Source organism: Crocinitomix algicola (assembly GCF_001661595.2).
Taxonomy (GTDB): domain Bacteria; phylum Bacteroidota; class Bacteroidia; order Flavobacteriales_D; family Crocinitomicaceae; genus Crocinitomix; species Crocinitomix algicola.
On record NZ_LYPF02000008.1, the window covers coordinates 15,439 to 36,813 of the forward strand.

Annotated in this window: 19 protein-coding genes; 12 read left to right on the top strand and 7 right to left on the bottom strand. The window is 34.9% G+C overall.

Features of this window, described 5'->3' with window-relative positions; translation table 11 throughout:
* Window positions 1-25 precede the first annotated feature (25 nt).
* The 5 genes from A8143_RS05665 to A8143_RS05685 all read right to left on the bottom strand — a co-directional run bounded on the left by A8143_RS05665 (window position 26) and on the right by A8143_RS05685 (window position 3,830).
* Window positions 26-538, bottom strand: a complete 513-nt coding sequence (locus tag A8143_RS05665; protein WP_066756875.1) for a thioredoxin family protein — start codon at window positions 536-538, stop codon at window positions 26-28.
* Window positions 539-655: 117 nt separating this feature from the next.
* Window positions 656-1,270 (bottom strand): DUF1684 domain-containing protein, encoded by a 615-nt coding sequence (locus A8143_RS05670; RefSeq protein WP_066756877.1) that lies wholly within the window; start codon window positions 1,268-1,270, stop codon window positions 656-658.
* 4 nt (window positions 1,271-1,274) lie between these two features.
* On the bottom strand, window positions 1,275-2,306 hold the full coding sequence (locus A8143_RS05675) for a hypothetical protein (RefSeq protein ID WP_066756881.1): 1,032 nt from the start codon (window positions 2,304-2,306) through the stop codon (window positions 1,275-1,277).
* Window positions 2,307-2,325: 19 nt separating this feature from the next.
* Window positions 2,326-3,084 carry an ABC transporter ATP-binding protein gene (locus A8143_RS05680; RefSeq protein ID WP_066756884.1) on the bottom strand — a complete coding sequence of 253 codons (759 nt, stop codon included), beginning with the start codon at window positions 3,082-3,084 and terminating at the stop codon, window positions 2,326-2,328.
* Window positions 3,084-3,830, bottom strand: coding sequence for an MlaE family ABC transporter permease (locus A8143_RS05685; RefSeq protein ID WP_066756887.1), 747 nt, complete (start codon window positions 3,828-3,830; stop codon window positions 3,084-3,086). The genes A8143_RS05680 and A8143_RS05685 overlap by 1 nt, the downstream gene beginning before the upstream one ends.
* Window positions 3,831-4,095: 265 nt before the next feature.
* Between A8143_RS05685 and A8143_RS05690 the strand changes: the two genes are divergently transcribed.
* Together A8143_RS05690 and A8143_RS05695 are read left to right on the top strand one after the other, a co-directional pair.
* Window positions 4,096-4,860, top strand: coding sequence for a DUF2797 domain-containing protein (locus A8143_RS05690; RefSeq protein WP_245676473.1), 765 nt, complete (start codon window positions 4,096-4,098; stop codon window positions 4,858-4,860).
* Between the two features lie 58 nt (window positions 4,861-4,918).
* Complete coding sequence (locus A8143_RS05695; RefSeq protein ID WP_066756890.1) at window positions 4,919-5,683, top strand: CFI-box-CTERM domain-containing protein; 765 nt, start codon at window positions 4,919-4,921, stop codon at window positions 5,681-5,683.
* Between the two features lie 47 nt (window positions 5,684-5,730).
* Here A8143_RS05695 and A8143_RS05700 read toward each other — a convergent pair whose 3' ends face one another.
* Window positions 5,731-6,927 (bottom strand): acyl-CoA dehydrogenase family protein, encoded by a 1,197-nt coding sequence (locus tag A8143_RS05700; RefSeq protein WP_066756893.1) that lies wholly within the window; start codon window positions 6,925-6,927, stop codon window positions 5,731-5,733.
* 105 nt (window positions 6,928-7,032) lie between these two features.
* On the opposite strand from A8143_RS05700, the gene A8143_RS05705 reads away from it, so the two are divergent.
* The 3 genes from A8143_RS05705 (at window position 7,033) to A8143_RS05715 (ending at window position 9,761) form a co-directional block, all read left to right on the top strand.
* Window positions 7,033-7,728, top strand: a complete 696-nt coding sequence (locus A8143_RS05705) for a DUF4271 domain-containing protein (protein ID WP_066756895.1) — start codon at window positions 7,033-7,035, stop codon at window positions 7,726-7,728.
* Window positions 7,729-7,744: 16 nt separating this feature from the next.
* Window positions 7,745-8,491: a uroporphyrinogen-III synthase gene (locus A8143_RS05710; RefSeq protein WP_066756898.1), complete on the top strand. Its 747-nt coding sequence runs from the start codon at window positions 7,745-7,747 to the stop codon at window positions 8,489-8,491.
* A 139-nt stretch (window positions 8,492-8,630) separates the two neighbouring features.
* Complete coding sequence (locus A8143_RS05715) at window positions 8,631-9,761, top strand: serpin family protein (protein WP_083261237.1); 1,131 nt, start codon at window positions 8,631-8,633, stop codon at window positions 9,759-9,761.
* On the opposite strand, the gene A8143_RS05720 is transcribed toward A8143_RS05715, so the two are convergent.
* Window positions 9,751-10,818, bottom strand: coding sequence for a mechanosensitive ion channel family protein (locus tag A8143_RS05720; RefSeq protein ID WP_066756903.1), 1,068 nt, complete (start codon window positions 10,816-10,818; stop codon window positions 9,751-9,753). The two genes, A8143_RS05715 and A8143_RS05720, sit on opposite strands and share 11 nt — an antisense overlap.
* Before the next feature lie 210 nt (window positions 10,819-11,028).
* Here A8143_RS05720 and A8143_RS05725 point away from each other — a divergent pair, with 210 nt between their 5' ends.
* From A8143_RS05725 to A8143_RS05755, 7 genes are read left to right on the top strand one after another with little or no spacing between them, the layout of a single operon-like run.
* A complete protein-coding gene (locus tag A8143_RS05725) occupies window positions 11,029-13,449 on the top strand; it encodes a transglycosylase domain-containing protein (protein WP_175437490.1) in 2,421 nt (806 codons plus the stop codon).
* Between the two features lie 11 nt (window positions 13,450-13,460).
* Window positions 13,461-14,159 carry a CoA transferase subunit A gene (locus tag A8143_RS05730; RefSeq protein ID WP_066756907.1) on the top strand — a complete coding sequence of 233 codons (699 nt, stop codon included), beginning with the start codon at window positions 13,461-13,463 and terminating at the stop codon, window positions 14,157-14,159.
* Window positions 14,160-14,179: 20 nt separating this feature from the next.
* A complete protein-coding gene (locus A8143_RS05735) occupies window positions 14,180-16,039 on the top strand; it encodes a hypothetical protein (RefSeq protein WP_066756917.1) in 1,860 nt (619 codons plus the stop codon).
* 5 nt (window positions 16,040-16,044) lie between these two features.
* Window positions 16,045-16,701: a 3-oxoacid CoA-transferase subunit B gene (locus tag A8143_RS05740; protein WP_066756919.1), complete on the top strand. Its 657-nt coding sequence runs from the start codon at window positions 16,045-16,047 to the stop codon at window positions 16,699-16,701.
* A gap of 23 nt (window positions 16,702-16,724) precedes the next feature.
* Complete coding sequence (locus tag A8143_RS05745; RefSeq protein ID WP_066756922.1) at window positions 16,725-18,266, top strand: ArnT family glycosyltransferase; 1,542 nt, start codon at window positions 16,725-16,727, stop codon at window positions 18,264-18,266.
* 18 nt (window positions 18,267-18,284) lie between these two features.
* Entirely contained in the window at window positions 18,285-19,727 is a 1,443-nt protein-coding gene (locus A8143_RS05750) for an FAD-dependent oxidoreductase (RefSeq protein ID WP_066756924.1), read from the top strand.
* A complete protein-coding gene (locus tag A8143_RS05755; protein ID WP_066756928.1) occupies window positions 19,711-21,300 on the top strand; it encodes a hypothetical protein in 1,590 nt (529 codons plus the stop codon). Before A8143_RS05750 ends, A8143_RS05755 begins: the two co-directional genes overlap by 17 nt.
* Window positions 21,301-21,375: the final 75 nt, after the last annotated feature.

A 21,375-nucleotide genomic window follows, 5' to 3' on the forward strand; every position in this document is an offset into this window, starting at 1 on the left:
TCTCCGACAATTTATTTAATTCGATTTAATTCGCGGTATTTTCCACAGCTGCTAATATCGCGTTAGCATCGCTTAAAAATTTTTCTGCTTCTTTTCCTTTTTCTGCTCTAGGATAACCTAATTTACCCATTCTAGTCAAGTGATACCCTCCATCCTCAGGATTAACTGAAGCCGTAAAAAGCCATACTGTCGGATATCCACGAACACCTAAAGCTGTAGCTAGATTCCTGTTTTGCGTTCGCAATTCAGCAGACTGTTGTACTTTTTTTGGGAAATCTAATTCTAACAATATCACATTTTCTTTTGCCCAAGCAATAAACGACTCTTTAACAAATACATTTCTTTGCAGCATTTTACACCAACCACACCAGTCACTACCTGTAAAAAAGCCAAATATAGGTTTATTCGATTTTTCCGATGCCTCTTGTGCTTTAGCTAAATCGGTATACCATGTCAATCCCCCTTTTACCTCTTCATTAACTGTAGCAAAACTAAAATTGAACGACACAATTAATAAGGTTAAAAACATCAATCTCATAATTTCTTCTTTATTTTTAATTAGATCTAATAAAGTAACGAATTTTATCCTTAAAAGTGTGTTATTAATTTGTTAAACGCATTTATTTACAAAAATCACACTTTTTAGGTTTACAAGCTAATCGTGATTTTCAGGTGCGGCCAATCCCGCCAGAACATGAACGTTTAACCTGTTTTCTCTTGGTGGTATTGTACAGTTATATCCCGATGTATAAGCACAATAGGGATTATAGGCTAAGTTGAAATTAAGAGTAATTGTATCTTTACTAGGAATTTCAATATCCAAATATCTACCTCCACCGTATGAGGACTTCCCGCTAGTAGCATCAGTAAAAGGCATTAACAAATAATTCTTATACTCATCTTTATCCCTTAACCAGTAGCTTTGATACAACGTAAGTTCACAAAGGGTATCTTTCAACATGAACCTCACATAAGCGTATGGCTTATAATATTTTATTGATCCTGATGAAGTTTGCATCGCAACAGTATCTTCCTTTTCTATCTTATGAAAACTAGCTTCAACGCAATAATCAATGTCTACTGGAAAAAAATGATGCCCTTTGAACGACTTTCGCTCTTTTTTGTTGAGTGGACTGGTTTTTTTATTGAAATAGTGTTCGTCCTGTTCAGTTTGGAAAACTTTAATCTCTTTTAACCATAAAGAATCTAGCTCCTGCGCTTGAAGCACAGAAGCTAGTCCCAAAATAATTATATAAATAGCGTTCTTCAAAATTCTACTTCAGTACAAAGCTATCCGATCCTATTTTAACCCCTTCACAATAAATTTCTGCGAGGTAATTCCCTCCTTCTAATTCAACAGATAATTCATGGAAAATACATAAATCAACTGCTTTATTCTGATAATTTACGAGCTTTTTATCAGAATACAAAAGAGATTGCCCGGATTCCGTCTTTAATGTATTACTGTTGCTTGAGCTTAGAACAGATCCTCCAGGGGTTATCACACGCATATAAACGGTTTTATTTCCAGCCGACGCAATTGCATTATCTCCTAGTGTAAAACAAGAGCGAATATGCGTACATCTTGAAGCTCGATTATTCTCTTTATAGGCTCCAGAACCTTTTTCACGGATACCTTCTGTTAAAAAGCCAAAAGCATTCAATTTTGACCCTTTATTCACTTTATCACCAAGTTCTTCCGCTTCATTTTGGAATGAATTACGCGATTCAGTCATTTTTTCAAGGTCAGCCAAGGTCATATTTAAGTTTTCTGTCAGCACCCCATTAGCTGTATTCAACGAGTCAATTGTTCTAATATAATCCTTCATAATTGAGCGAAGTGTTTCGGTTTCTTTTTCCAATTTATACACCTTACTCATGTAGTGACGTTTATCGCCTTTCGATTTCTCCAAATCCTCCATTAAAGTTTTAATCTTATCACGTTGAATGGCGATGCTATCATTCATTGCTTGATTATCTCCTTCCATTCTCTCATACATCGTGAGCATATTTTCGAGATTTTTCTTCACATCTTCACCTCTATCCAAACCTTGATCATACATCATATCATTCAGATCTGCCATTTCATTTTCAATTGCCTGACGATCATTGGTACATTGGTTTAAATCCTTATTCTTTTCAGACAGTACATATCCCATATACCCTCCTCCTAATAATAACAGGATGATAATTACAATATACAACCCGTCTCTTTTTTTTCCTTCAGGCTGATCAACTGTGGTTGGTTTTTTATCGCGCATCGAAGTGTCGATGAACGTTTTACCTCCTTCTTCTTCTTCACTCATAATACTTAGTTTTTTTAAATTAATTGATTAACTTTTCTCTCAAATTTTTCATGAATGCTGATGCATACACGAAATCAACAACTTCCTGATTATCTGTTCTGATAATCTCTTTGTTGTTACCTTGCCACCATTTTCTACCTTGATTGATAAAAATTATGTGATCACCAATTTCCATTACAGAATTCATATCGTGAGTAATCACAACTGTGGTCATATTATATTCATACGTAATTTCCTTTATTAGATTATCAATTACGATAGAAGTTTTGGGATCAAGGCCTGAATTTGGCTCATCGCAAAACAAATATTTCGGATTCATTGCGATGGCTCTTGCGATGGCAATTCTCTTTTGCATACCACCACTAGTTTCTGCCGGCAATAAATCATTTTTATTAATTATGTTCACTCTTTTTAGACAAAAATTAGCTCTTTCTCGCATCTCTTCCTGAGACATATCGGTAAACATTTTTAACGGAAACATGACATTTTCTTCAACCGTTAAAGAATCAAAAAGTGCGCTCCCTTGAAAAAGCATTCCTATTTCTTGCCTAATCTCAATCCGTTGCTTTCTGTTCATAGCAGAAAAATCTCGACCATCATACAAAACAGCTCCCTGATCGACTTCATGTAAGCCTACAATACATTTTGTTAGTACAGATTTACCCTGTCCAGAAGCACCAATAATTAAGTTTACTTGACCTTCCGTAAACTTGGCTGAAACATCAAATAAAATTTGCGTATCTCCAAAAGACTTTGATATATTATCCACTATAATCATTACACCAAAATCAATTGTGTTAGTATGTAATTTGCTAATAAAATCGCAACAGATGCCGCTACTACAGCTCGGGTACTTGACTTTCCTACTTCTAATGATCCACCTCGCGTATAGTATCCGAAATAGCAAGCAATTGATGTGATTAAGAATCCAAAAACAACGGTTTTTACTAATGCATAATAAACATACCACGCATCAGTATGCCAAAAAGCCCTTATTCCCACCATATAGGTATGGGTTGAATATAATCCAGATTGAACGCCGGCAACCCATCCCCCCACAAGACAAAGCACCATTGAAATAATTACAACAAAAGGAAAAAAGAATGTTGTTGCTAAAATTTTTGGCAACATTAAATATCCAATTGAATTTACCCCCATAATTTCTAGGGCGTCAATTTGTTCTGTCACTCTCATTGTTCCAATCTCTGAAGCTATATTCGAGCCCACTTTACCAGCAATGATTAGAGAGATTATGGTGGGAGAAAATTCTAAAATAGTAGATGACCGGGTAATGTAACCAATTGTGTATTCTGGCAACAGTGGAGACCCCATGTTAGCCGCTGTCTGCAATGATATCACCCCTCCCATAAACACAGATAAGAAAGCCACCAAAGGAATCGAACTAATTACTATTGCATCAACCTCGAAAAAAAACATTTTTCGGAATACTTTCCCTTTTTCGGGTCTTGCAAAAACCGATTTCAACATCAAAAAGAAGCGCCCTATGTGTTCAAATAAATTCATTTCGACGCTAAAATAAGTAATAAATGGGTTTTAATCGGTAAAATAATACAGATATTCGACCGAATAAAAGAAGTCGGTTGTGAATGGTAAAAAAGAAGATTTAACTTACAAGAATAACTTTGTTGAACCACAGAAAATAAAGCCTTCATTTATTTGTTATTTTTGGCATTAACCGAAGAATAATTGACAAATGCTGCTTGTTTAAATGATTACTAAAACAAGAGAACACTGTATTAGAATAAAAGAAATTATGCTGCTAAAAAAAATGCGTACCGAATTAGATCAATTCGTAAAATACACCCTAGAAGATAGTGACCAAAAAATCGTTATGAATGATTTGATCAACAGCGAAATTAAACTAACGTTCACAGGGAAAACGGTTTGCTCGGCTTGTAAAAATGAACGAAAAATATTTGCTCAAGGATTTTGCTATGATTGCTTTATGAATGCACCAGAATCTAGTCCTTGTATAATTAATCCAGAACTCTGCGAGGGTCATTTAGGCAAAGGAAGAGATTTAGCATGGGAAGAGGCCAATCACGTTCAGCCCCACATTGTATACCTCGCAGTAGCATCCGGATTAAAGGTCGGCGTAACTCGCGCCACACAGGTTCCTACCCGCTGGATTGATCAAGGCGCATCTTTTGCAATAAAAGTAGCAGAAACACCTTACCGTCAATTGGCTGGTGAAATCGAAGTTGCTCTGAAAAATGAATTCTCGGATAAAACCAATTGGCGGAGAATGCTTAAGAATGAAATAGCAGACTACGACTTAGAAGAAGAAAAGTGGCAAATTGAAGAAATGCTACCAAATGATTTATCCCAATACATGATTGAAGATGATGAAATCACCTCCATCAATTACCCTGTCGAAAAGTTTCCCGAAAAAGTTAAGAGCGTAGGATTTGATAAACAACCAATTATTGAAGGTAAACTTTTAGGTATAAAGGGACAATACCTCATTTTAGATAAAGACCGGGTCTTAAACATTCGAAAACATACGGGATATGAGGTGAATCTTGAATTCTGATTGACCTGCGAATCTGACTACTCTTTTTTTTAGTTATCTTTCTTAAAATTAACTTTTTATGAAAGGATTACAACTTGCCTACATTTCACTATTTTGCGCGTTACTGATTTCTTGCGTAAATTTTTCTCACAGAATAAACAACCCTAATCAATTTTACGGTAAAAACAAAGTCATTAAAAAAGAGTCATATACGCAATCCAAAACTGACCACCTGATCCCCATACATTCAAAAACAGAAAACCCTAGTGTAGACAGTTTTAACTTAACGAATAATGAAAAAAACTCTAGTGATTTTTCAATTTTAAAAGAAGATCATAAAACTCACCAAACCCTATCTTCAAAACATATCGTTGACAATATTCCTCTTGAACTACAAAAGGTTGAATTTAAGAAAGTCGTAGAACGAAAACATGAAATTCGCACAAGAAAAGATGATGAAGAAGAAAATAAAAACGACAAAACAATCACCACCTTATTTATTGTAATTTTTGTTTTAGTAATTCTAGCAGGTGTTTTGGCCTATGTACTTTTCCAACTTATGATTAAAGCCTTGAATAATGCTGCAGAAGATGCGGTTGAAGAGGCGTGCTACATCGCCACCATGGCCTATGAGTCATACGACCACCCTAAAGTTCAAACCTTTAGAGCTTTTAGAGATCAATACCTTTCGAAAAGAAGGTGGGGTAAAAAATTCATTCTTCTCTACTACAAGAACTCACCTCACTTCGTTCGACTTGTAAAACATCAAAAACTAATTAAGCGATTTATTCGCTTAACACTATCTTGCTTTGAATTAACTTTAAGACCATTTTTTAAGGCATAAAAAAGCCGCTACCTACGGCAGCGGCTCACTTTTTTATCGTAATCCAATTATTTATTTGGCATTTCTCTTGTGAATGCTGGAATTCCAGTCACATCCATTCCAGTTATAAGTAAATGGATATCATGAGTTCCTTCATAAGTTACAACTGACTCCAAATTGGCCATATGTCTCATTACAGAATACTCATTAGTAATCCCCATTCCGCCTAATATTTGTCTTGCCTCTCTAGCAATTTTTAGCGCGATTTCAACATTATTCCTTTTCGCCATAGAAATTTGAGCTGAAGTTGCTTTACCTTCATTTCTAAGCTGTCCCAATCTAAAAGTCAACAACTGTGCTTTTGTGATTTCCGTGATCATTTCAGCCAATTTCTTTTGTGTTAATTGGAATGCACCAATTGGCACGTTAAACTGCGTACGTTCTTTTGAATATCTCAAAGCTTGATCATAACAATCCATAGCAGAACCAAGAGCACCCCACGCAATACCGAATCGAGCAGAATCTAAGCAGCCAAGAGGAGCACCTAAACCACTTTTGTTTGGCAATAAATTTTCTTTTGGAACTTTTACATTATCGAAAATTAATTCTCCAGTAATCGATGCTCTTAGAGAATGTTTTCCTTTCATTTCTGGTGCAGAAAAACCTTCCATTCCCTTTTCTACAATCAAACCATGAATACGACCTTCCTCATTTTTTGCCCAAACCACAGCGATATCCGCTTTTGGTGCATTCGAAATCCACATTTTCGCACCGTTTAGCAAGTAATGATCACCCATGTCTTTAAAATTCGAAATCATACCTCCCGGATTAGATCCATGATCAGGTTCAGTTAAACCGAAACAACCTAAAAACTCACCTGTAGCAAGTTTTGGAAGGTATTTTTGTCTTTGATCCTCATTTCCGTACTTCCAAATTGGATACATTACCAACGAACTTTGAACGGAAGAAGTAGAACGTAAACCAGAATCACATCGCTCTAGTTCTTGCATAATTAGACCGTATGAAATTTGATCTAAACCTGGACCACCATAAGTCTCTGGGATATAAGGTCCAAAAGCACCGATTTCACCAAGTTGTTTTACCAAATGTTCTGGAAAAGCAGCACGTTCGTAATAATCTTCGATAATTGGAGATACATTTTGTTTAACCCAAGAACGAGTTGTTTCACGTACGAGTTTGTGCTCTTCAGATAGCAAATCGTCCATGTTAAAATAATCAGGATGTGTATATAAATCCGTCGCCATAATTCTTAATTTCTAATCTATCGCAAAAGTAAAAAATTTAACAAGATTTGCTCTAAACGTATAAACTTAAATTTTATTCAAGCAATTTTACATTAATTTAGCGGTGTGAACAGCGAAAATATTATACAATATGTTGATAAAGTTGGGGACGCTATGCCGATTACGGATAATTTCAACCTTGCTTTTTGGGTCTTGATGGGACTCAATCTAATTATTATTGCAATTGTTCGAACCACAACCCCAGGATATATAAATGCCCTTTTTGACACGGCACTTCACAATCGACAGCTGATAAACAACTTGAGAGAAGAGTTGAATTTTAAACGTCTTCCTGCTATCCTGTTAAATCTCACCTATATTAATGCTGTATCGGTAATAATTTGGATGGCAACAACGCAACTTGAAAACACTTGGATATACTCCATCGCCCTCATTTTACTTGCGTCTGCCATCGTCAAACTCCTCATAATTCGTTTAACTGTAATCCTTACAAATACGCGTATAGGTCTACAAGAACACTTTCTTAATCACTTCATTTTCTTTCAGGTTGGAGGTATTATTTTAACTCCTATCCTAATCTTTACACACTATATCCCTGCTAGTTATGTTAATTTATTATTAATTGTGCTTACGATAATCGTTGCGCTACTCATAACAGTAAGGGAATTACAAAGTTTGGTTCGCGCCATACAATATAATATTTCTATTTTCTATATTATTTTGTATCTTTGCACGCTCGAAATAATACCATTACTGGTCGGATTTCGAGTGATTCTCCAAGATAGCGAGATATTAAATTAAAATAGAGGAAGGATTTATGAGTGTAAAAACAATTCTAGTTTCTCAACCAAAACCCGAAAGTGAGAAATCTCCGTACTTCGATTTAGCGGAAAAATATAAACTTAAAATCGATTTTCGCCCTTTCATAAATGTAGAAGGAGTATCTACGCGTGAATTTAGAGAGCAAAAAGTAGATTTAGCCAAATGCACAGCTGTTATTTTAACAAGTAAAACTGCAGTTGACCACTTTTTTAGAATAGCTGAAGAAACAAGATTCAAAGTTCCTGATGCAATGAAATATTTCTGTATGTCAGAAGCAGTTGCTTATTATCTGCAGAAATATGTTGTCTATAGAAAAAGAAAAATATTTTTCGGTCGTCAAAGAATTGGCGATCTTGTCGACGTATTAAAAAAGCATAAAAACGAAAAATTTTTACTCCCATGTTCTGATATTCTCAGAGCTAATATTCCAGACACATTAGAAGAGAATAAAATTAATTTTCAAAAAGCTGTTCTTTACCGAACAGTTGCTTCTGATTTGTCAGATCTTGAAGATGTAAAGTACGACGTTTTAGTATTCTTTAGCCCATCTGGAATCGAATCTTTATTGAAAAACTTTCCAGAATTTAAGCAAAACACAACTAAAATTGCTGCTTTTGGACCAACGACAGCAAACGCCGTAAAGCAGAACAATTTGCGTCTTGACATTCATGCCCCACAGCCACAAGCACCGAGCATGACCATGGCAATTGAACAGTTCATTAAAAACGGCAAAAAAAAATAATAAATTAAATTCCTTACAAAAAACGCTCGGCAAAACCGAGCGTTTTTTTTTTGCTCTAATTATGGAATTATTTACAGTCTTGCATCTAATAAATGAACTTTAACAGAAGAGCATTGTACCGAATGCCAAACACTAAATTATGATACGACACACTTTGATTACAATGTTATTAAGCTTAACTCCTTTTTTCTCGATTTCACAAAACGACTTTGCATTCCACTTTTTTAATCAATTTGAACAAGATGATAATATCCTTTTCTCACCAACCAGCATATTAGCGGCTTTTTCAATAGCTTACGAAGGTTCAGAAGGAGAAACAAAAAAAGCATTTCAAAAAACATTCGGCTTTTCTGAAACGAATGATGATTTCATCTTACAGCTTAATGAATTAAAAAAATACGCTGAGATTAATAATGCCGTTTGGATACAAACAGGTTACAAAATATTGGACAAATATATTAATAGCGTATCCAAAAAACACAACGCCATTATAGGTCATACAGATTTTCTAAATCACCCCGACGAAAGTGCAAAAAAGATTAACAACTGGATTAAAGAAGCGACTAACGGAATGATAAGTAAGATGGTAACACCAGCCGATGTCAAAGCATTTACTTTAGCCATAGTAAACGCTATTTACTTTAAACAATCTTGGAAAAAACCATTCGATAAAGACGTAACAAAAGAAGAAGAATTTACCAATTTAGATGGTAGTACATCTAAAACACCTTTAATGTTTAATCGAGGAATGTACATGGCCTATGAGAATGAAAGAGAACAAATCATCAGAATACCCTATGCCGACGGCAAGACTTCTATGATTATAATACTGCCGAGCAAGATGAAAAATCATAAACTCGACAAAAAAACGTATCAAAGACTAAAACTAAACTCATACAATCAAGAGGTTAAGTTACATTTACCTCGATTTACGTTCGAAACTAAAACTTTTGAGCTAAAAAATCAACTCATCAAATTAGGATTAGGCTCTGCCTTTAGTGATCGCGCCAATTTCGGTAGAATGCGTACACAAAAGGACCTGAAAATTGGTACGGCATTACACAAGGCTAAAATAATTGTAAACGAAGAAGGAACAGAAGCTGCCGCTGCAACAGTTATCGGGATGGTAAGAACGACCTCTGCCATACACATACCCAACCCAGTTATGGAAATGAGAATAGACAAACCGTTCTACTATTTTATCCAAGAAGATTCTACTGAAACAATCTTATTTATGGGTAAAATGAATCAGTTAAAAACTATGGATTAATCGATTGGTGATAAAGGGTTTGGGTAGGAAATGCCATATCCAAACCTGCCGCACCAAACTTTTTTAAGATTGCCAAATTAACGATCGTTTGTGACTCTAATATATCCGCTTCTTTACGGATATAATAAACGAATAGAATTCCAAGCGAAAAATCTCCAAAAGCATTAAAACTGGTTAACACCTTTTCATCTAATATCGTTTGATTTTCTTGAACGATTTCTTTTAAAATTGCGATTGCCCTTTCCATTTGCTCCGCGCTTGTATCATAAGTTAAACCAATATTTAACACAATTTTCCTGTTAGGTTCCTTATCTACATTCTCTACTGCATCGTCAGAAAACATAGAGTTTGGCACAGTTACTATTCTACCTGCCAATGTCTCAATACGCGTTGATCGAATACCGATTTCCTTTACAATTCCATCAATCGAACCAATCTGTATTCTATCACCAATCGAAAAAGGCTTGTCCGCAAAGATCATTATTCCACCAAAGAAATTTTTCACAGTATCTTGCGCGGCTAAAGCAAATGCTAAACCTCCAATACCTAGACCTGCAATCACTGCTCCGACATCATAACCCGCATTATTTAAACCTACAATAATTCCAAGAACCCAAATTATTATTCGCAAGCCTTTGCGAAAAATTGGAAGCAATTGGTCATCCAAATCAGATTCAGTTTTTTCAGTCATTGGCACCACATACTCCTCAATTAAAGCATCTGATAAACGAGCAATTAACCATGTGATATTGATTACAATTAAAAAGCCGAAAACATGATCAAAAAATACTCCTGCATTGGTAAGTTGAGTGTTTATTGCCCACCAAGATGTACCTAAAACCAATCCAAACACAACCGGTTCTTCCACCTTATCAACAATAATATCATCTAATTTAGATTTAGACTTCGCTGTTAATTTTGAAATAAAACGCTTTGAAATCCAATACACTAATTTTCCTGCTAAAATTGCACCCAATATTATTCCAAAAGCAATAAAATATTCTTGTACCGTGTTGCCATAATAGGTACGATTAAAAAAATCCGAAAAATTATCCATTACACTTTATTTAATTTGGTCAAAACTATTAATTCTATAAAAAATAGGTTCTTATCGATGAAAAAAACAGCAGAATATTTTTTTCAAATAATCATTGAAAATACGAGAATTCAAAAGAAATAAGAATAAATAATAAGTTTTTATTCATTCTAGACCAGCCATACCGAAATTCCCCATTTAATTTCTTAATTTTATCGCTTTGAGATGGCAATGAATAAGAAAAAAACAGAAAAAGTAGTATTAGCAAAACGAACCCGTAGAATTATACTTTTAATTGTATGGTTAGCTGCATTTATCCCACTATTCTTTATCCTTTTTATGCTCAATCAGGCGAGACCAGGAATACCTTCTTACGAAGAATTGGCGAGCCCTCCAGATAAGCAAGCCTCTATAATTTATACTTCTGACGGCAAAGAAATGGGCCGTTTTTGGAGTGTAAATAGAAAAAGTGTTGATTATAATCGAATTTCACCTTATGTAATTTCAGCTTTAATTGCTACTGAAGACGAACGATTTTACAAACATGCTGGAGTAGATGCAGAAGGAATTGGTCGTGCTCTATCGAAAGCTGCTCTAGGTCAAGATGGTGGAGGGGCCAGTACCATCTCACAACAATTAGCGAAGCTTTTATATACAGCAAGTGATACGATGAATGGAGGGGTTGCACGAAATAAATGGGGAAGACTTAAACAAAAATTTGGTGAAAACATTCTCGCTGTTCGTCTAGAAACTCATTATACAAAAGAGGAAATTATAACCATGTACTTGAACAATTTCGATTTTCTTTTCAACGCAGTAGGAATTTCGTCAGCATCGCAAGTTTATTTCAACAAAAGACCGGAAGATTTAAAAATGGAAGAAGCTGCCATGCTTGTTGGGATGTGTAAAAACCCTGGAATGTTTAACCCGCTAAAGTTTCAATATAAAGATTACGACGATGATGAAGATGGAAGACGTCAATATGAATTGGATAGCACAAGAGCCTACAACCGAAGAAATACAGTGTTACACCAATGGTACAAAAACAGTAAAAAAGGGAACGAATCTTTATTAGTGAAAATTGATGAAGCTCAATACGATTCGTTAAAAAATCTACCAATAGAAGTTGACTATCAAATTGTTGATCATAAAGAAGGTTTAGCTCCCCATTTTCGAGAAATTTTAAGAAAAGAATTAACCGATCGTTTTAAAGAAACCAATGACGATGGCACCTATAAGTACCAAAAAGCAGATGGCACTCCATATAATATCTATCGTGATGGTTTGAGAATTTATACTACCATTGATTCCCGCATGCAAACCTATGCTGAGCATGCAGTTCAAGAACACATGGAGTCGACGTTACAAGAGCAGTTTGACAAGAATAATGCAAAGAACAAAAGACCGCCATTTGGAAATGAAATTGATGAAGAACAAATAGCTGCGATTATGAATCGAGCAGTAAAAGCTTCAGACCGGTATTATCGACTAAATCAGGCAGGTGCTAGCGAAGCAGAAATAGACAAATCCTTTAACACACCTGTTAAGATGAAAGTCTTTAGCTACAAAGGCGATTTTGATACGATTATGACTCCCATGGATTCCATTAAGTATTATAAATCCATTTTACAGGCAGGTGTTATGTCCATGGACCCGAAAACAGGTTTTGTTAAAGCCTGGGTTGGCGGTCCAAACTTTAATCATTTTGCTTTTGACCATGTTAAACAAGCTAAAAGACAAGTTGGATCGACCATCAAACCTTTTGTATATGCTGCTGCTATTAGTCTAGGAAAGATTGATCCATGTAAGGCTTATATCGACATGGAGTATTGTATAGACGTACCGGTAAGTGCAACTAGAGATGAGTCTTGGTGTCCACAAACTGGAACAAAAAACACTGGAGATTTAATTACAACGAAAAGTGCTTTGGCAGGATCATTAAACAATATAACTGTAGCAATAATGAAAGACATGGGAGCATTGGCTGGTCCTACAACCATGAATAAAATGTTAAAAGAAGTTGGTATAAATTTAAGAATTGAAGATGTTGTTCCAGCTATGTGTCTAGGTCCAATGGATGTATCACTTTACAATATGGTCGGTGCACAAAGTACTTTTGCGAACAAAGGCGTATACATCAAACCAATTTACGTGATGCGTGTTGAAGATAGAAACGGTAACGTTATTATAGATTTAGAATACGACATCCGTGAAGCAATGCCAGAAGAATTAGCGTATACAATGATTAACATGATGAAAGGTGCTGTGAACGGAGCTCCTAATATTCATCAAAACAATAAATATTACGCTACAAGTAGTTCTTTAAGAAGCAGTCAGCCTTGGGGTGGAATTAAATATCCAACAGCAGGTAAAACAGGTACAACAAACGGAGCATCTGATGGTTGGTTTATGGGATTGACACCCGAACTTGTTACCGGTGTTTGGGTAGGAGCGGATGATAAAGACATCCATTTTAGAAGTTATCCTTGGGGACAAGGAGCAAGAATGGCCCTTCCGATTTATGGATACTATATGCAACAAGTTTATAAAGACAAATCCATCAATCTCTCCACAAAAGACTTTGAGGCTCCTCCAAATTACGACATGAGTAAATTCAACTGCACAATAGAAGAAGTAGGACCAGAATTATAATACGTATTGATATGAATAAAATAGTAAAAGATGTAAACGAAGCCTTAGTTGGTATTAAAGACGGTGTAACAATAATGTTAGGCGGATTTGGTTTATGTGGTATTCCTGAAAACAGCATTCAAAAGCTTGTTGATATGGGCATCAAAGATTTAACTTGCATTTCAAACAACGCCGGTGTTGATGATTTTGGATTAGGTTTACTTTTACAAAAAAAACAAATCAAAAAAATGATTTCATCGTATGTCGGTGAAAATGACGAATTTGAGCGACAAATGTTAAGTGGAGAATTGGAAGTTGATTTAATTCCTCAGGGTTCATTAGCCGAACGGTGTCGTGCTGGCGGAGCTGGCATCCCAGCATTTTATACCCCAGCCGGTTTTGGAACTGAAGTTGCAGAAGGTAAAGAAGTGAAAATTTTTAATGGAAAACCCCACATCTTAGAATCTGCATTAGAAGCAGATTTTGCGATTGTAAAAGCATGGAAAGCGGATACGGCAGGCAACCTTATTTACAAAGCAACGGCCCGTAACTTTAACCCAATGATGGCGATGGCGGGAAAAATTACGATTGCCGAGGTTGAAGAAATTGTGCCTGCAGGTGAATTAGATCCTAATTTTATTCATACACCAGGAATTTTTGTTCAACGTGTATTTAAAGGAGAACGATTCGAAAAAAGAATCGAGCAACGCACGACAAGACCGAAGTCATAAGCCATTATGTCAATGCGCTCATGCAAATTTTAAACCTATTTAATACAAACCATTTTACGCGAGTTGAGAAGTGGATTGCGCTAGGGTTGTTTGGTTTTCTCTGGATTTATTTATTTATAAAAGCCATCTATTTACCCGTACTACACGATGAATTGGCTACTTTTTATTATTATATCCAAACGGATGTTTACTTGCCGCCATATGCTCATTGGGATGCGAATAATCATGTTTTAAACTCCTTCTTAGGCTCTCTTTCGTATAAACTATTTGGCATGTCACCAATTGCCTTACGATTACCAAATGTTTTGTCATTTGCCTTGCTCTTTTTTGCCGCATTTAAACTTTCAGATAATCTTAAGAGTAGTATTTTGAGATGGGGCATGTTACTCGCTTTAACAACTCCCCCTTATCTCTTAGAATATTTAGCAGAATGTAGAGGTTATGGACTGTCAATTGCTTTGTTCCTTCTTGCTATTCATCTTTTTATCCGACTTCAGAAGGTTGGCAATAAAAATTCTTTGGCCTTATTATTACTTGTTCTCTTCCTGGCAACTTCCGCTAACCTCACGCTTATCATTCCTTCTTTAATCACCATTGCGCTCATAGGTTTTTATAGGATCATAGAAAATTTTAAAACTTCCAAATTAAGTGTTCTTAAAGAACTAGCCATCTTATTACTCTTCGCGTCACCATTTTTATATTTAATCAAATTTTCCTTTGCACTCAAAGGTCGTGGAGCCTTATATTACGGTGGTGACACTGGATTTTATGACTTCACAGTTTCTTCTTTAAGTCATTTTTTCTTGGGAGGATACAATCTATTTATTGCTATCCTTCTAACAACCTTATTTTGCATATCTGGTATTTACCTAATTTATCAAATCATTGCAAACAAATCATGTGATGTAATAAAAAAGCCAGTTGGTTATTTTCCTTTCTTACTAGTAACTGCTGTATTTTCAATCTTGTTCCTTTCTTATGGTATGGGTGTGAATTTCCCTGAGGACAGAGCTGCAATGTACCTTTATTTTCTTTTCATTCCAACTTGTGTTTTCTTACTTAATCAATTGACTCACAAAAAGAACGTCATTGGTGTTATTGGGATTGTTTTAATTTACTTCCCCATTCAATTTACATCGCAAATAAACCCAAGCGAACCTATATTTTCCCGTCAAGAACGAACTGCACCTGAACTTTTTGAGTATTTCATATCTCAACCAACTGATTTTAAATTTCCCACAACAATTGGCGGGTATAAAACACAGGAATTTTGCTGGTACTATCAATCTGCTTTACGTGGAGGGCAATACGGAAAAATTCACACCAATTACCATATAAACTTGGATGCCGACTTTCAATTAATTCGCGATGGTAAAGTTGATAATCCACTTCTTTTAGAATACTACAAACCCGTCTTTAACGACCCTAAAGTAGATTTAACCTTATTTGAACGTAAGAAAAAACTAGACAAAAAACTCATTTTTACTGAGCAGGCAAAATCAACAACAGGTTTCATCAATGACGAGTATTTTAATATATTTGAAATTGAAATTGATTCACTCCAAAACGAGACACTATATCTTGGAGCAGAATTGACCTTAAACGCACAATCCAAACCCTTTGTTTCTTGGTTATCAGCTGGAATATTTGATGAAGAAGGCAATTCATTATATAACGAGTATATTGCATTAGACTGGCTTCGTAAAAACTGGAATGGGGATGAAAACAACCTTTTGCAAGGCACTTTACTTCATTATATTCCTGAAAAAGCTAAAACATTAAAATTTTACATTTGGAACATTGATAAAACTTCCTATTCTATTCCTAACGGAAAGTGTTATCTTTATCAACTGAAAAGAGATTTTCCAAATCAATACTAAAGACTATGGCATTAGATAAAATTGGAATTGCAAAACGAATTGCTCAAGAATTACAAGATGGATGGTATGTAAATTTAGGAATTGGCATTCCTACCTTAGTTGCCAATTATATTCCTGAAGGAATTGAAGTTGAATTTCAATCAGAGAATGGATTATTAGGCATGGGGCCATTTCCAATAGAGGGCGAGGAAGATGCGGATTTAATTAATGCTGGCAAACAAACTGTTACAGTCATGGATGGTGGCGTAATATTTGACTCTGCAACATCTTTTGCTATGATTCGAGGACAACACGTTCAACTCACAGTTCTAGGTGCCATGGAAGTTGCTCAAAATGGAGATATTGCAAATTGGAAAATTCCTGGCAAAATGGTTAAAGGAATGGGAGGTGCGATGGATTTAGTTGCCTCTGCCCAAAACATTATCGTGGCGATGATGCATACAAACAAAAAAGGTGAATCTAAACTTTTAAAAGAATGTACATTACCGCTAACTGGTGTGGGATGTGTTACTCGAGTTGTTACCAACTTGGCCGTAATTAAAATAGAAGAAGGTAAATTTCATCTAGTTGAACGTGCTCCAGGTGTAAGTGTACAAGAGATTATTGATGCTACTGAAGGTGAACTAGTGGTACCTGACAATGTACCCGAAATGGTGCTTTAATTCCTATAAATTAATTCTTTCCAATGCTCGATAAAATAAAACACCTTAAAACTATTTTATCGAATGTCTGGATCCAATTTTTATTGTTTGTTTCCGGAGTTTGGTTGCTATTTGTTCATTTAGAAATTAATAGACACATCAAAGATCGAATAATAGGTTTTCATTATTGGAGAAAAAGCGATACCTACGCGCAAATCACAAATTACTATTATAATGGGCTGAATTTTTTTGATCATTCTATCTATTATAACCAACTTAATTCTGGAGGTAAAGCTTTAGCCGAATTCCCTCTCTTTTACTATTTAATAGCCTTTCAACAAACACTATTTGGACCTCACGAAATTATCGCTAAAATCAACTGGATTGTACTTTTAATGGTCGGATTATTTTCTTTGTTTCAGATATCCCAACACTATTTAAAACATTGGTTGTTTAGTCTAATTATAGCACTTTCATTTTTTATAAGTCCGATCTATACTATTTACTCGATTGACTTTTTACCAGACCCTGCTGCGATGTACTTTCTTTTCGTTGGCATGTGGTTATTGCTAAGACACACACAAAATCAAAAAAACAAATCCCTCATCGGTAGCCTTATTTTTATTGCTATTGCAGGAATGATGAAACCATTCTTTCTCATTCCTTACTTAGCAATTCTGCTCACTATTCTTTTTAATCAACTGTTTTTAAAAATTAGCTCTGTTAAATTTAAGTTGAGTTATCTAGTTCCCGTTTTAGCCACTATAGGATGGTTTTTATATGTAAACCTTTATAACAAGGCCGTTAATAGCGATTATTTCCTATCAAATACTAGAGCATTTTGGGAATTTTCAGCTACGGAAAATTTAATCACATTAGAAGCAATTCGAGTTCATTGGTTAGCTGATTATTTACATCCTGACTTTCAAATCACTTTCCTTATTCTAATAATTATCAATTTAGCTTGGTGGACCAAAAAAACTCTCTTAATCAATATTTTTTACCTTTTTTCTTTTTTAGGATGTATCGCTTTCTATATGTTGTTTTTTAACATGTTCGAACATCACGATTACTATATTTATCCTACACTTTTTTTTCTTCCACTAACCTTGGGGAAATTCATTTATCATCTGTCGCAAACAATTAAATCAACCACAGTGATCAATGTTATTTCTATACTTGTTTTTGGTTTATTTATGATTGCTTTAGAAAACACCTTCAATCGAATGCAACATCGCAGGGGAGACGATTTTTTAAATGGTAAATACTTTTTTGAGAACTATGAAGGTACAGATAGCTTTTTGAGTCGAAATGGTATAGAAAAAGACGATTTAGTCATTGCATTTTCCGATAAATCTCCAAGTTTTGCCCTTAGCCTAATGAAACGAAAAGGTTGGTCAGGCTATCAAACTTATAGTGGGTTAATGCCAATTGACTCTTTAATGGCTAAAGGCGCTGATTTTTTAATTGTAAATGAGCGCGAATTCAAAGTTAGGGATTCAATTTACATTCAAGATTTTAAGGACTATCCTATTGCCGATACAAACAAAATATTTATCTATGACCTCAGACCGTACCGACAATAACCATTCGAATAATACACTTTGAGAAATACTAAAATAGCCATAATAGGAGCGGGACCAGCAGGAATAACGGCTGCTTATGAACTGACAAAAGCAGGTTTTAATGTAACCGTATTCGAAGCCTCTTCTAGTGTAGGTGGGTTATCCAAAACAATTCCGTTATGGAATCAAAAAGTTGACTTAGGACCTCATCGATTTTTCAGTGATGATGCCCGCGTAAATTCACTATGGCTTGAAGTAGTTGGTAAAGATTATCGCATGGTCGATCGTTTAACCAGAATTTATTATCAAAATAAATTCTACCATTACCCTTTACGCGCATTTGATGCGCTTAAAAAACTTGGAATTGGTCAAGCTACGTTATGTGTTGGAAGTTATTTAAAGGAAAAAATTTTTCCAACCACGAAAGATGGGTCATTCGAAACATGGGTCATTCAACGATTTGGAAGAAGACTTTATGAAATTTTTTTTAAGACGTATAGCGAAAAACTTTGGGGTATATCTTGTCAAGATTTAGATGAAGATTTTGCGGCGCAACGTATAAAAAAACTATCGCTTTATGAAGCCTTAAAAAATGCTTTATTTTCATCACAAAATCCGAAGCATAAAACGCTAGTTGATCAATTCGCATATCCCATAGAAGGTACAGGTATGGTTTACGAGCGCATGAAAAGTTCAATTGAAAATGCCAATAACAAGGTTTATTTAAATTGTCCAGTAAAATCGGTCATTACTGCCAATAATAAAGCCAATCGCATTGAGTTGAATAATGGTGAAACCTTAGAATTTGATCATATCGTTTCAACAATGCCAATCACGCATTTAGTAGAAAACCTCAGTGAAGTACCTCAAACCGTCAAGCTCGCAGCAAAAGAGTTGAAATTTAGAAATACTACTTTAGTTTATTTAAAGATTGATGGTCAAAATATTTTTCCAGATAATTGGGTGTATATTCATGCTAAAAATTTAAAAATGGGCAGAATTACCAACTTCAGTAATTGGGTTCCGGAAATTAACTGTGCAGCAAAATCCACTATTGTTGCTGTTGAATATTGGAGTTATAATGATGATGAACTTTGGCTAGCATCTGAGGATGAAATTATCTCACTCGCAAAAAATGAATTGCACCAAACAGGATTAATTAAAAACCTTTCAATAAGTGATGGTCACGTCATTCGCCTCCCAAAATGTTATCCAGTTTATAAGACGGGATATAAAGAATCACTCTCCAAAGTTGAAAGCCACCTCTCCACAATTCACAACTTAACGGTAATTGGTCGTTATGGTTCATTTAAATATAACAATCAAGATCATAGTATTTTAATGGGTATTTTGGCGGCTGAAAATATAATTTCTCAAAAGAATCATAATCTATGGAAAATTAACACCGATTATGAAACATATCAAGAAAAATCTACAATTACTGCTAGCGGATTAAATTTTACCCATGCAAACGAAAAATAATTGGACATATCGTTGGTTGGGACATGTTATTTTATTGTTTGTTTTTGTCATTAGTATTTTCATTCGAAATGATTATCGCGAACAACCATTGGGAGATCAAGAGTGGATTACCGCTCATGCCCTAATCACAACCCAAATTTGGGCTGATCACGGTGGTCCTTTAGCATATAATTTTAACCCGGTTTACACAAAACCAGGGAAAGGGAATAACTACAGAGATTATCTGGGTGGCGTATTTGCTGAAAACGGTGATGTATATTATGTTTCTTACCCTCCACTATCCTTTTATTTTCTTTATTATGGAAACAAATTTCTAGGTGGACAAAACATTCAAAACACCCGGACAATAGGTTTGATTTTACATCTAGTCTCTGCTTTGCTCCTACTTTACCTAATACAGCTTCTTCAAAATAACAAAAATAAAAACCACTTTAATTTTGGTGGTATAATAACGGCCTGTTTATACCTTCTTATGGATGGATTTATGTGGATTCATGGACATTTATTTTTTGTTGACATAATGGTTATACCCCTTTTCTTACTGACGCTCATTTTTGCAGTTCGATTTTGGAAAAATCTTGATAACTGGAACTTATTTTTCTTATGCCTATTCATATTCTTAGCAAGTTACACCGAATGGTTAGGGGTTTTTTCAGGTTTTATACTAGGCATAACATCTGCTTTTATTGCGTACAAGGAGAAAAAAAAACGCTATTTATTCGCGTTTATAGGAGCTGGTTTATCAACTGCATTAGCAATTGGTCTTACGCTTATACAATACAGCAGCATCGCTGGATGGAAGGAATTTTTCGAACAATCGCGACGTAAATTTATTGAACGCAGTGGTCATGGTCAAATACAAGACTCATCTCAACAGTTTAACTTACACAACTCTGATAGTTTCGAGTACATGATTAACTTATTTGACGGACAATTTAGGTACTTATGGGTATTTACATTAATCGTATTTTTTGCTTATTTTATGATTACAACGGTTAGCAAAAACAAATTACTCATTATTAATTATGGAGAGAAAATTTTCTTTGCCTTTACGATTTCAATCTTGATGCACTATTTGCTCTTTTATAATTTCAATGTCATGCATTCATTTGGCGGATTAAAAACAGCGGTGTTTTTTCTTTTTATTGCTGGTATTTTGATTAATAAAATCAATGAAAAACATATTATACAACCAAATCATTTTAAAATTACACTAATAATTTTAGCCGTTTTCTGCGTTTCATTTTCTATTCAGCGCTTTACAACGCAACATAAAACGTCTGCAAGTTTTAAAAACCATTTGGAGATTGCAAAAATCATGCGGAATTATGATTATCCAAATTGGGCGTATTTTTCAAATATCCCTGTAACTCCCCAATATGTCTTTTATGCTAATCATTGTTACACGACAACACCAGCGTTAAATTACGATTATATGAGCGACATAATGGATTTAAGAAGAAATGATACCGCTCTCTATTTTCATCAAACAAAAGAAAAACTAACATTTATTCAGGAAATATACCGTAAAAATGATCAACTAATTTTTGGGAATAAAGTTTTAATTCCTTGAGTTACTTTTCATTTTTTCAATGCATTAACTTATTAGATTGATTAGTTTTGTATTGGCTACCCGCTTTTTATAAAT

Bases quoted from the DNA above. Each gene is read 5' to 3' on its own strand.
- A8143_RS05685 (WP_066756887.1), bottom strand. From the start codon at position 3,830: ATGAATTTATTTGAACACATAGGGCGCTTCTTTTTGATGTTGAAATCG.
- A8143_RS05700 (WP_066756893.1), bottom strand. From the start codon at position 6,927: ATGGCGACGGATTTATATACACATCCTGATTATTTTAACATGGACGAT.
- A8143_RS05755 (WP_066756928.1), top strand. From the start codon at position 19,711: ATGCAAACGAAAAATAATTGGACATATCGTTGGTTGGGACATGTTATT.
- A8143_RS05735 (WP_066756917.1), top strand. From the start codon at position 14,180: ATGCAAATTTTAAACCTATTTAATACAAACCATTTTACGCGAGTTGAG.
- A8143_RS05695 (WP_066756890.1), top strand. From the start codon at position 4,919: ATGAAAGGATTACAACTTGCCTACATTTCACTATTTTGCGCGTTACTG.
- A8143_RS05745 (WP_066756922.1), top strand. From the start codon at position 16,725: ATGCTCGATAAAATAAAACACCTTAAAACTATTTTATCGAATGTCTGG.
- A8143_RS05725 (WP_175437490.1), top strand. From the start codon at position 11,029: ATGAATAAGAAAAAAACAGAAAAAGTAGTATTAGCAAAACGAACCCGT.
- A8143_RS05665 (WP_066756875.1), bottom strand. From the start codon at position 538: ATGAGATTGATGTTTTTAACCTTATTAATTGTGTCGTTCAATTTTAGT.
- A8143_RS05715 (WP_083261237.1), top strand. From the start codon at position 8,631: ATGATACGACACACTTTGATTACAATGTTATTAAGCTTAACTCCTTTT.
- A8143_RS05720 (WP_066756903.1), bottom strand. From the start codon at position 10,818: ATGGATAATTTTTCGGATTTTTTTAATCGTACCTATTATGGCAACACG.
- A8143_RS05675 (WP_066756881.1), bottom strand. From the start codon at position 2,306: ATGAGTGAAGAAGAAGAAGGAGGTAAAACGTTCATCGACACTTCGATG.
- A8143_RS05690 (WP_245676473.1), top strand. From the start codon at position 4,096: ATGCGTACCGAATTAGATCAATTCGTAAAATACACCCTAGAAGATAGT.
- A8143_RS05710 (WP_066756898.1), top strand. From the start codon at position 7,745: ATGAGTGTAAAAACAATTCTAGTTTCTCAACCAAAACCCGAAAGTGAG.
- A8143_RS05740 (WP_066756919.1), top strand. From the start codon at position 16,045: ATGGCATTAGATAAAATTGGAATTGCAAAACGAATTGCTCAAGAATTA.
- A8143_RS05680 (WP_066756884.1), bottom strand. From the start codon at position 3,084: ATGATTATAGTGGATAATATATCAAAGTCTTTTGGAGATACGCAAATT.
- A8143_RS05730 (WP_066756907.1), top strand. From the start codon at position 13,461: ATGAATAAAATAGTAAAAGATGTAAACGAAGCCTTAGTTGGTATTAAA.